Source organism: Chitinophaga polysaccharea (assembly GCF_007829335.1).
Classification (GTDB): domain Bacteria; phylum Bacteroidota; class Bacteroidia; order Chitinophagales; family Chitinophagaceae; genus Chitinophaga; species Chitinophaga polysaccharea_B.
Window position 1 is genome coordinate 814,192 of sequence record NZ_VIWO01000002.1, and the last position, 11,106, is coordinate 825,297.

The window sequence follows — 11,106 nt, forward strand, 5'->3', positions numbered from 1 at the left end:
ATGAGGGGCCTACGCTTATCGTAGACACGGTGTTCCCGTTGGCAACAACGGTCTGTTCGATGCCAACGGGAAACTTGTTTAAAGAAAAAGGCCTTTTAACGGGTAGTATACCCTCCGTTGGCAAAAATGGTTTGCCCGGTAATCCACCAGCCGTCGGTTACCAGGAACGCTACGAGTGGTGCAATGTCTTTGATATCGGTCAATCCGCCGAGCGCAGATGCGGATTTATGATAAGCCACTGCATCCGGTGTTTCCTGTCCATAGAAAAACGGGGTATCCATAGGGCCCGGAGCTACTGCTGTTACAGAGATACCACGGCTGCCAAACTCTTTGGAAGCGGCACGTGTGAAATCCTCTACCGGGGCCTTGGCGCCGGCATAGGTGGAGTAAAGACCGGTATAAGCTGCCAGCAGCGAAGTTACAATCGTACAAATTTTGCCGTGATCGTTCAACTGTTTGCCTGCCTCCTGCATAAAGAAATAAGCTACTTTTGAATTGATGTCGAACATCGAATCGTATTCAGCTTCTGTAGTATCGGGGAAAGGTTTTTTCAATACCTTACCAATCGTATTGATAGCGATATCTATTCCATTCCATCTCTTTTTAGTTTCTTCAAACAACTGCTTAATATTATCTATCTGCGTAAGATCGGCCTGGAACAAAAATGCGTCTCCACCGGCGCTGGTAATATCAGCCAGTGTTTTTTCCGCGTCTGCTTTCGTGCTGTCGCTGTTGTAATGAATCGCTACCTTTGCCCCTTTCTTAGCCAGGTTTCTGCTGATCAATCCCCCTAGGTTCTTGGCGCCACCAGCAATGAGTACTACCTTTCCTTTTAAATCGTTACTTGCCATGATGTCTTATTTTACTTGGTTTAATAATAGACCAAAGGTCTAAAAACCTGTACGGACGCCATGGTGAACTTTAAGGGATTTTTCCCGGAGTGTCATTTTATTTTCCCCCTGAAATCTCCGGGTGTTTGCCCCGTTATTTTTTTAAAAAACTTGGAGAAGTTGGAAGGATCGTAGGTGAGTATGTTGGCAATTTCCGCGACGGGCTTATCTGTTTCGGCCAGCATTTTCTTCGCGGCGTCGATAATTTTCCCATCATAAAAATGACAGGGATGATGCCCCATGGTTTGCTGGATAGTGGCGGTAAGATGCGCATGCGACACAAACATCGCTGCCGCAATCTGGTTCAGCTCCATAAAATGCGGCGCATCCCCATTAATGACATCTGCAATATGTTTATTTAAAAAGGTAAAATACGCTTGCGTAATCACCTCGCTTTGCTTTATTGGTTTGCTGACGGATTTCGACATGATCTTCTGAATGTTGCCCGGGTTAACCATTGCTTCACGATCATGAAGCTACAAAAAACAGTACGGATCGCCAAAGACGGTTATAATTTATGCAATGCCCATGGTAAGAAAATAACCTCCCTTGTTGCCCGCTTTCGTCATTTTGGCTACAATCATCTTCATTATGGTTACGTAACATCCCTGCCGCTGGTGGAATTTTGTGGTATAAACATCACAAAACATGAAAACGAAAGAGAAGCTATCCACCAGTGATCTATGTTAGTGAGATTGCATATGAGCTGGGGTTTGAGCATCCACAGTCTTTTAGTAAGCTGTTTAAGATAAAAACGAAGCAGTCGCCACTGGAGTTCAGGCAAGGGTTTAATTGATGTCTACCGTAAGCACTTTCACTTTCTGGATTCATTGTTGATGATTTTCTTTCAAGGGAATCATCAAAAACCCGGGTTATGAAAAAGAAAACATCACCTACCACCCGCAACCGAAAAAAGACCGGCAGAAAATGGTCGGCACATGTTACGGAAACCAGCGACGCACTGGATCTCCAACAGGGCATTTTCAAATCTGACAATCCACAGGAAATTGCAGAGTCTCTCAAGCGTTCATCGCGTAAAAGCCACCGCAGAAAAGGCACTCCGTATCAGTCGGCGATGTCGATGCTGAACTTTTATATCAACCGGGCAGGTAAAAATCTCCCTGAAAAACAAAAGCAAACCCTGGAAAAAGCCAAGGAAAAACTAAGAGTTGTTTTTGGAAAGGATAAATAACCAGCGCTTCAGGTGATGTCTTTTTCACCCGGCATTGGCGGGATCGTTTGCGGAATAAACTCCTCTCCGTTCTTTCCGTAGTCATAGGCCCAGCGATACACAACAGGGATTTCACCGGGCCAGTTGCCATGTTCCGGATGAATAGGCGTTGTCCACTCCAGCGTATTGGCCTTCCAGGGGTTTAGAGTAGTTAATTTCCGCCCTTTGAAAATGCTATAGAAAAAGTTGAGTACGAACAATAGCTGCACCGCAAAGACTACTATGGCCGCCAAGCTAATGACTTCATTTAAAGTACCAAATTGTTTAAACGACTGCCAATTGCTGAAATCATAATACCGTCTTGGCATACCGGCCATACCTTCGTAATGCATGGGCCAGAAAATCACATAAGCCCCCATCAGGGTAATCCAGAAATGGATATAGCCCAATGTATTGTTCAGGAACCGGCCATACATTTTAGGAAACCAGTGATAAACGCCCGCAAACATACCCAGCACTGCGGATACTCCCATTACCAGATGGAAGTGTGCAATAACAAAATAGGTGTCGTGCAGGTAAACATCTATGGTAGAATTGCCTAACCAGATACCAGTTAGTCCACCGGAAACAAAAGTGCTCACGAAACCGATAGCAAACATAGCAGCCGGAGTGAAATGTAGCCGTCCCCGCCAGATGGTGGCCAGCCAGTTGAATACTTTTACCGCAGAAGGCACGGCAATCAACAGCGTGAGCAATACAAAGAATGATCCCAGCAAAGGATTGATCCCTGCCACAAACATATGATGCGCCCATACCAGGAACGACAGCATAGCAATGGCAAAGAGAGAGAATACCATTGCTGTATATCCGAATACCGGCTTCCTGGATTGTACCGCCAGCACTTCCGATACAATTCCCATTGCCGGCAGTATAACAATATATACTTCCGGATGCCCGAGAAACCAGAACAGGTGCTGGTATAGAATAGCGCTGCCTCCTTCATTCGGTAATATCCTGCCGCCAATAAATATCTCGCTCAGGTAAAAGCTGGTGCCGGCATGCCGGTCCATAAGCAACAGGATAAAACCAGCCAGCAATACCGGGAACGACAGTACACCCAGGATAGCCGTAAAAAAGAACGCCCACATGGTTAACGGCAGCCTGTTCATTTGCATACCCCTGGTGCGCATATTGAGTATTGTAGTAATATAGTTGATGCCGGCGAGTAGTTGCGATACCACGAAAAGCGCCATGCTGGCCAGCCATAAGTCCATACCTATCTTGGAGCCAATAGAAGCATCTCCCAGCGCGCTTAGCGGAGGATAGGCCGTCCAGCCACCGGATGCCGGCCCTGTTTGTACAAACAGGGAACTCATCATCACTATGCCGGAGAGAAAGAAGAACCAGTAACTCAACATGTTTAAAAAAGGAGAGGCCATATCACGAGCCCCTACTTGTAAAGGAATCAGCAGATTAGAGAACGTACCACTCAAACCGGCAGTCAATACAAAAAAGATGAGGATGGTGCCATGCATGGTGATCATGGCATAAAAGGCCTCCGCTGAAATGCGGCCGCCCTTAGCCCAATGCCCCAGTATGCTCTCTAACCAGGGAAAGGAAGCATCAGGATAGCCCAACTGCAGGCGAAACAACACAGAAAACAACGCGCCAATGATAGCCCATATCATACCTGTTACCAGGTACTGTTTGGCAATCATTTTATGGTCGGTACTGAAGATGTAGGTAGATAGAAAACTTTTTTTGTGTTTATGATCTTCCGCCGGGGATGCGGGATGTATGGTGTACGCTTCTTCTTCCTTTGAACCGGCACTGCCTGGCGTAGTGTTGTCGCTCATAGTGAAAGACCTTTAGAGAACCAATATGCCTCATTTACTATGCCAGGAAAGCCTATGGGTCAACATCCCAGCCGACCGGAATACTGGCTATCTATAATAGTCTCCGGTATATTATCGGTCGTTCCCTTTGCGGAGTGGAAAATATATGCACAATCTGTATCGTAAATGAATCGCCTGTGGAAATTCTTCCAGTCTTGGGAGTCGCAAAAATACTTTTTCTCCCTGGTAACAAGTGAATTAGGGTAATGGCACGATTTTTTTATTATTTATAGCGGAAGTTTCCCGAAAAGGGGTGGTCTCGTAAAACAGACCTGAGAACATACCCTCGGACCTGATCTGGATAATACCAGCGGAGGGAAAGAAAGAAACAACCATGGCTCCGGTCTTAGGACCAGAGCCATTTTATTTTACCGTGAATTGTTATCGTATAGCTTCCAATCCGGCGGTACTCCCCCTGAAATATCAGTTCGCCCTTCTGTAAAATGCCGATATGCGTTACCAACTTCTCCTGTTCTGACAAAAGATGACTGGAAAGAAATACAGTAATGCCATATTCTTTGTTGAGATGAATCAATAACTCCCTGATCTCAATGGTTCCCAAAAGATCGAGCCCATTCAAGGGCTCATCGAGTATTAATAGTTCTGGTTGTGGAAGCAGGGCAATGGCGAGGGCCAGCCGTAATATTCTGAATGGTGGATGGGGTAACAAGCCTCATTTTCCGTGCATGGGCCCGGTTGCCACTTTTTCCTAGTAAGCTGAATTTCAATCATATACCACCGTCAGTTGTCAAATAACAACCACAAGTAGCGATCATACAACTAAGGGTGGCGGTTGTTTTTAGGTGGCTTAACGCACATCGAAATACCTTTGTGAGGTCGACACAAAAAAACAAAAAACGTATTTATGGAAACTAAAATGATCGGAAATAAAATTGCCCAGGCAAGAAAAAAAATAAATATCTCACAGGCGCAGCTGGCGCAACGGTTATTTATCAGCCCACAGGCGGTAGGAAAATGGGAACGGGGAGAATCTGTCCCGGATATTATTACCCTTAACCAACTGGCGGAAATCCTGGGAGTTGACCTGAATTATTTCTCAGAAAAATTTACCTCCGCCCCCGAAATTCCATCCATGGCGGTTTTAGAAGAACAGCCCGTAAAGCAATCGCTTAACTGGAATATGTCGCTCGGGAATTGGGTAGATGCCGACTTCTCCGGTTTGAAAAACCTCCATGAAAAGTTCAGCTCATCCAACATGCAGCGTTGCAAATTTATTGGTGCTGAAATGTCGGGGCTTTTACTGAAAAATAATATGATTACCGCCTGCGATTTCTCCCGATCCAACCTGGATAACAGCCACATAGGAAATTCTCATTTGGTAGATAATCATTTTAATGATGGCACCCTGAAAGCAGCCCAATTTTCGGGCAGTCATATTAAAAACTGCGACTTCTCAGGTGCTGATTTAACCGGGGCCACCTTTACCTCATGCGCCATGGAGAAAAATACCCTGGCAAATGTGAGGTTGCACCGTACGGTGTTTAATGCTACCCATTTAGCCAACATCGTATTCGAGGGTACGCTGGAGGATTGCTATTTCGAAAATGCTTCGTTTTCCAAGGTGACTTTCCAGAATTCCACGCTCACTAATACTTTTTTCAAATGCAGGAGCCTGAAACATATCCGGTTTATCGACTGCCAGGCGGACCGGATGACCTTTGAATTCCTGAAAAACGGGAAAGCAGATATGAGTGGTATCACATTGTTAACCGCATAAGCACGTATGTATATGTCATCAAATGAAATCGCTATCGCAGTAAAAGGACTGGAAAAATCCTATAAAAATACGCCGGTGTTGAAGGGCGTGGACTTCCAGGTAAAGAAAGGAAGCATTTTCGCGTTGCTTGGCCCCAACGGCTCAGGCAAGACTACCATGGTTAAAATCCTTGCCACGCTGTTGAAGCAAGACGGCGGACAAGCCATTGTAAATGGCTTCGATGTATCCTTGCAACCCGAACAGGTGCGGCAGTCGATTAGTCTCACCGGGCAATTTGCCGCCGTGGATGAGGTATTGACCGGCCGGGAAAACCTTATCATGATGGCCAGGTTGCGGCACCTTCCCCATCCCAGGCAGGTGGCAGATGATTTACTGGAGCGCTTCGGTTTAACCGACGCCTCCCACCGGAAGGCCGCTATTTATTCCGGCGGTATGCGCCGCCGGCTGGATATTGCCATGAGCCTGGTCGGAAATCCATCCCTCATTTTCCTTGATGAGCCCTCCACCGGGCTTGATCCGGAAGCGCGCATGGTTGTATGGGAGATCGTCAAAAAACTGGCCCGCAACGGCACTACGGTCTTCCTGACCACTCAATACCTGGAAGAGGCCGAGCAGCTCGCCGATACCATCGCCATTTTGCATAACGGCAAAATTATCGCCAGTGGCACCCTGGAAATGTTGAAGCAGCTGTTCCCGCCTGCAAAAGTTGAATACATTGAAAAACAACCCACGCTGGAAGAGATATTCCTCGCCATTGTTGGTAAAAAAACTATCTACTAATGGAAACGATCAAAAACTATTTCTTTATAGACCTGGGCGTGATGCTGGGACGCTCGATGCGCCATGTTTCCCGCAGCATGGATACCATCATTACCGTTACCATCATGCCGATTGCCATGATGCTGTTATTTGTGTATGTGTTAGGTGGCGCCATCCAAACCGGCACCGACAACTATGTAAATTATTTATTGCCTGGTATCCTGCTGATTGCTATCGCCAACAGTGTAGGCTACACCTCCTTCCGCCTGTTTACCGATGTACAGCGGGGCATTTTCGAGCGCTTCCACTCTATGCCCATTGCGCGCTCCGCGGCGTTATGGGGACATGTGCTCACCTCGCTGGTATCTAACGTTATTTCGCTGACCGTCATTATTCTTGTAGCGCTCCTGATGGGCTTTCGCTCGCCCGCAGGCCTGGTTTCCTGGCTGGCTATAGCCGGCATCCTGGCTATGTTCACCCTGGCACTGACCTGGATTGCCGTCATTCCCGGCCTCACCGCCAAAACGATTGATGGCGCCAGCGCTATTGCTTATCCCATTCACTTCCTGCCGTTGATCAGCTCCGCGTTTGTGCCCACGAAGTCAATGCCGTCAGGCGTTCGTGCTTTTGCGGAGCACCAACCGGTGACGTCGATTGTGGAAGCGATCCGTGCGTTGCTCTATCATCAACCGGTAGGCAATGGAATATGGGTGGCATTGGGATGGTGCGGGGGGATTACATTGCTGGCTTATTTTTTTGCTATGAGGGTGTATAAGAGGCGGGCGTAATTTATAAATAGAGCGTCACTCAATGAGTGGCGCTCTTGTTGAAGGCTATGTAATGTAGCGTCTGACAAACAGCAAAAGAAAACTGCAACATTTTCAGGATCGAAGTGCCATGACAAGCAGGTTTAGCATAAAAAAACCTACGCAATGCGTAGGTTTAAAGGCGCCCCGCGCCAGTGGAATTTCAGTTCATTATTTCAGTGGGGTAAACCGGATCGCTTCCCCTCCAGATGCTAATAAATGTGCATCCAGTATGCTGGAAGCATCCACCTCCGCTTGTTTTATGGATACTTTAGTGCGCACCGGAGACGACGGGTCATCGTAGTAAATTTCTGCCTTATATCGTTTTCCAGCAGACAGAAAAGAGCAATTAATTTTAATATCCCGGGCATCGTTATTGGTGATGGCGCCCACATACCAATCCGTTCCACTTCTCCTGGCAACAGTAATATACTCCCCGATAGCTCCATCCACTACCCTGGTATCATCCCAGACCGTAGGAACGGCATCAAAAAATTTCAGCTCAGGCTCGTCCTGCGAGTCTTCCGGCTTATCGTACCAATACAAAAATTGCAATGGACTATAATACACAACCGACAACGCCATTTGATGCATAGAAGTGGTTTTTAACACACGCGCATTTTGCGTTTCTGCCAGGCGGCTTTTCAGCTCCGGCCGATGGTAGTAGCAGATTGTATAATCAGCGGCCCCACATAGGAACCGGGTAAATGGCAATACAGTGTTATGGGTAGCATCGGGCATTTCTTCATTTCCTCTTATACCTTCCTGCGTAAGTAAGTTGGGATAAGTCCGGCTAAAGCCGGTAGGACGATACTCATCATGGATATCCACCATTAAATGATAACGCGCGCATTTCTTTACTGCCTCATGCAGCCAGGCCGTCCATTTGTAGGAACCTACGCTCACGAATCCAAACTTTATTCCTGCTACTCCCCATTTTTCATAGAGCGGCAACAGGATATCCAGCTGCTTTGCCAGTGCAATCTGGTTTACGTATAAGAAAACGCCGATGCCATGTTGTTTGGCATAGCTGATCACTGCCGGAAGATTCAAATCATTCTTGGGATTACGGCGGGGATCCACTTGTACGTGCGAGGCATCGGCAGCTGTATCAAACTCATACCCATACCAGCCTGCGTCAAAGTGGATATATTGCAAATGCCGCTTCACTGCAAAATCTATCTCCTTCTTTGCCCCATCAGTAGATAAGGTCATTTCACGCATTACTTTGCCAGGCTTGATCCAGGCAGTATTTTTAATGGCGCAGGGTAAATTCAGGTTTAGTAACAGATCATTATGTTGTAATAACTGCGTAGGCTTTTCTGCTATCATGATCACCCGCCACGGCGTGGAAAATGGTTCTGACAACTCGACCGGCTCATACATCGCGCAGCCTATGGTATTGGTTTTGGTGGAGTCTAAGGCAAAATAAGTACGGCAATAATCTACTACTGCTGCTTCAGCCAGGGCCGCGTATAGTCCATTTTTCAGCTGTAAGGTCAGTGGTCTTTCGGCGCCTGATGGCCATTTCTCTAATGGCAACAGGCGGTAACTCCCCTGGGCATGATTGGTAAACCAGGCCATTGTACCCGCCGGTAGCGTGAATGCAGACAGGTCTTTTTGAATGCGGACTTTACTGCCAGCAACTCCGGGAAAACAATAACGAAAAGCTACACCTTCATTATAGACACGCACCTCTATTTGCAGCTGCTGTTTTTCATTTCCTTCAAATGTAAACATGCCGGCGTGGTAATGGTCATGCACTACGTTTCTCTCTCCATACACCGGCTTCCAGGACGCGTTCTTTTCGCTCTGCTGAACAGTCATCAAATGCCAGCGATCACTCCAGCCCTCCAGTCCCAGTGGGGAATGTTCAATCACTTCCTGCTGCCGGTAAAAAATGTCATACCCAATTTTACCCCCCTCATCTACAAATAACCGGAACCGGGTCTTCCCATCGGGAGCCTCTAACTGCACTGTCTTTTGTGCTGTTACATAAAAGACAGATAAAGAAATACAACAACTCAATAAAAGCAAGCGTTTCTTGCACCTGGAAAACATCATCAGACTTTTGTTTTTTTATAAATACAACAGGAGGATGGTGTTCCCATCCTCCTTAAAACTAATATTATTTTTAATATCCCGGATTCTGCGCTAATGAAGCGCCGGTATTGGCCTGGATAACAGGGTTAGGAATGGGCATTTTGTTGACTTTGGGATCCGGAGTATATCCTGTTTCCTTTACATCTCCATTATATTTACTTAAATATTCTGTCAATTTTCCCAGGCGCATAAGGGTATTCAACCGGAACTCTTCCATGTATAATTCCCTTGCCCGTTCGTCCAGGATTAAGTCGATCGTTACATCTGCCTCGGTCACCGGCGTAGCATGGGCTCTTGTTCTTATCGCATTAATATCATTGGCAGCGCCCCCCAGGTCACCCAGCCTCATTTTAGCTTCGGCTCTTAAAAGGTAGGTTTCTGGCAAACGCATAATATACCAATCCTTGTAAGTTCTTCCGTTGTCGTGCCATTGCTTGCTTGTGGGGTCCTGGAATTTTTTATAGTGCACGCAGGAAACGGCCTTTACAAAAGTAGGCGCACATCCTGCCCTAAATAGGGATGGATCTTTCATATTCGCGCGGGTAATGGGCTGACCGTAGTAGGCACTCGCCGGGTTCGTCCAGTAGTGGGTACGGATAATATTGTATTTGGAGTTCCGGATATCGTTATTCCAATCTCCCTTATACTGCCAAATCAGGCTGTCGGCATATTTCGTAGCTGTGAGGGCGCCATTGGGTCTTCCCATTAAAGTGTCCTGCAGGAAATTTGGTTTGCCGTCGAGATCTACCAACCTCCAGGGGTTAGGACACCACCATCTCTCCATCACGAAGAAACCGCCCGAAGCATTTACGTCGGTATTATTACCGCCTATTACCGTTGAGCTTTGCTCAATATTCCAGAGTGCTTCCTGGTTACCTTCCTTAAAATTGAAATTGCCATCCTGGAACAGGTCAAAATAAACATCGCCCCAAGGCTGATAGGCGCCCTGGTACATAGGTGCATTCGACGAAAAAGAGCTCCATTTACCGAAGCGGGAAGTCATCAGACGGCAGTTTCCGCCAAGGATAACGGAATCGGCCGCTTTAACAGCACCGGCATAATCTTTCAGGCAGATACTGATTTCGCTCAACAGGCTAAATGCGGCTTCCCGCGGCGCTCTGCCTGAAATTTGGTTATTGATACCGGTCATCCATTGTGTGGCAAATATTAGATCTGTTTTACACTGTTGGTAAACATCATCCTGGCTTGCTCTCGTATAATCAAATTTAGGCGCCGTAGTTTCATTAACTACCAAAGGCACCCCTCCCCACATATTGGCAAGAAAATGATAGGCAAAGGCCCTGAGAAAGCGGGCTTCTCCCACAACGGCGTTCTTTTCTGCTTCCGATGCCCATTTCGCAGCGGGCAGTTCAGCCCTGTTAATAATCGTATTCGACTCAGCAATAATTTTATAGAGTTGCCCCCACCATTTATTCGCAAAGCCGTTATCTGCATTGAGGGTATTCCATCTGAAATAAGGCACGACCGAATTGGTGGATGCCAGGTTATCCGCAAAATCCGCATCATAACCCATCATATCATAATTTGCCGCCGCGTCGGAGGCAGCATAGAAATAAGTGCGTACTTTAAGATAAATATCTGCCAGCGCGGACTCAAACTGTGCTTTATTGTTATAGGAATTTTCGGGACTGTAAAAGTCCAGGGGGACTTCTGTCAGGGACTTTTTACAGGCTACAAATCCTGAAAAAACAATTAGTATAAAAAAGAATTTTATTACGCTCAT

At 46.7% G+C, this 11,106-nt stretch carries 11 protein-coding genes and 1 pseudogene; 6 read left to right on the forward strand and 6 right to left on the reverse strand.

The annotated features are described in order from the left end of the window. Positions 1-95: 95 nt before the first annotated feature. Positions 96-851, reverse strand: a complete 756-nt coding sequence (locus FHW36_RS11370) for an SDR family oxidoreductase (RefSeq protein ID WP_145667451.1) — start codon at positions 849-851, stop codon at positions 96-98. 92 nt (positions 852-943) lie between these two features. Beyond that, positions 944-1,318 carry a helix-turn-helix domain-containing protein gene (locus FHW36_RS11375; RefSeq protein ID WP_145667454.1) on the reverse strand — a complete coding sequence of 125 codons (375 nt, stop codon included), beginning with the start codon at positions 1,316-1,318 and terminating at the stop codon, positions 944-946. Positions 1,319-1,360: 42 nt separating this feature from the next. On the opposite strand from FHW36_RS11375, the gene FHW36_RS11380 reads away from it, so the two are divergent. The 3 genes and pseudogenes from FHW36_RS11380 to FHW36_RS11390 all read left to right on the forward strand — a co-directional run bounded on the left by FHW36_RS11380 (position 1,361) and on the right by FHW36_RS11390 (position 2,082). Beyond that, positions 1,361-1,570, forward strand: a complete 210-nt coding sequence (locus FHW36_RS11380; RefSeq protein WP_145667457.1) for a hypothetical protein — start codon at positions 1,361-1,363, stop codon at positions 1,568-1,570. Beyond that, positions 1,542-1,686 (forward strand): annotated as a pseudogene (locus FHW36_RS11385) (helix-turn-helix domain-containing protein); the annotation flags it as partial. The gene FHW36_RS11380 and the pseudogene FHW36_RS11385, both read left to right, overlap by 29 nt. Positions 1,687-1,764: 78 nt before the next feature. Further along, entirely contained in the window at positions 1,765-2,082 is a 318-nt protein-coding gene (locus FHW36_RS11390; protein WP_145667460.1) for a DUF3175 domain-containing protein, read from the forward strand. An 8-nt stretch (positions 2,083-2,090) separates the two neighbouring features. Here the strand turns inward: FHW36_RS11390 and FHW36_RS11395 are convergent, their stop codons facing one another. Together FHW36_RS11395 and FHW36_RS11400 are read right to left on the reverse strand one after the other, a co-directional pair. Continuing rightward, positions 2,091-3,917 carry a cytochrome c oxidase subunit I gene (locus tag FHW36_RS11395; protein ID WP_145667463.1) on the reverse strand — a complete coding sequence of 609 codons (1,827 nt, stop codon included), beginning with the start codon at positions 3,915-3,917 and terminating at the stop codon, positions 2,091-2,093. 385 nt (positions 3,918-4,302) lie between these two features. Then, a complete protein-coding gene (locus FHW36_RS11400; protein WP_145667466.1) occupies positions 4,303-4,626 on the reverse strand; it encodes a P-loop NTPase family protein in 324 nt (107 codons plus the stop codon). 195 nt (positions 4,627-4,821) lie between these two features. Between FHW36_RS11400 and FHW36_RS11405 the strand changes: the two genes are divergently transcribed. From FHW36_RS11405 to FHW36_RS11415, 3 genes are read left to right on the forward strand one after another with little or no spacing between them, the layout of a single operon-like run. Next, a complete protein-coding gene (locus FHW36_RS11405) occupies positions 4,822-5,694 on the forward strand; it encodes a pentapeptide repeat-containing protein (RefSeq protein WP_145667468.1) in 873 nt (290 codons plus the stop codon). Between the two features lie 12 nt (positions 5,695-5,706). Beyond that, entirely contained in the window at positions 5,707-6,474 is a 768-nt protein-coding gene (locus FHW36_RS11410) for an ABC transporter ATP-binding protein (protein ID WP_145667471.1), read from the forward strand. Continuing rightward, a complete protein-coding gene (locus tag FHW36_RS11415; protein WP_145667474.1) occupies positions 6,474-7,241 on the forward strand; it encodes an ABC transporter permease in 768 nt (255 codons plus the stop codon). The genes FHW36_RS11410 and FHW36_RS11415 overlap by 1 nt, the downstream gene beginning before the upstream one ends. A 189-nt stretch (positions 7,242-7,430) precedes the next feature. Here the strand turns inward: FHW36_RS11415 and FHW36_RS11420 are convergent, their stop codons facing one another. Both FHW36_RS11420 and FHW36_RS11425 read right to left on the reverse strand, forming a co-directional pair. After that, positions 7,431-9,236, reverse strand: coding sequence for a glycoside hydrolase family 97 protein (locus FHW36_RS11420; protein ID WP_246121134.1), 1,806 nt, complete (start codon positions 9,234-9,236; stop codon positions 7,431-7,433). A 157-nt stretch (positions 9,237-9,393) separates the two neighbouring features. After that, positions 9,394-11,106, reverse strand: coding sequence for a RagB/SusD family nutrient uptake outer membrane protein (locus FHW36_RS11425; protein WP_145667480.1), 1,713 nt, complete (start codon positions 11,104-11,106; stop codon positions 9,394-9,396).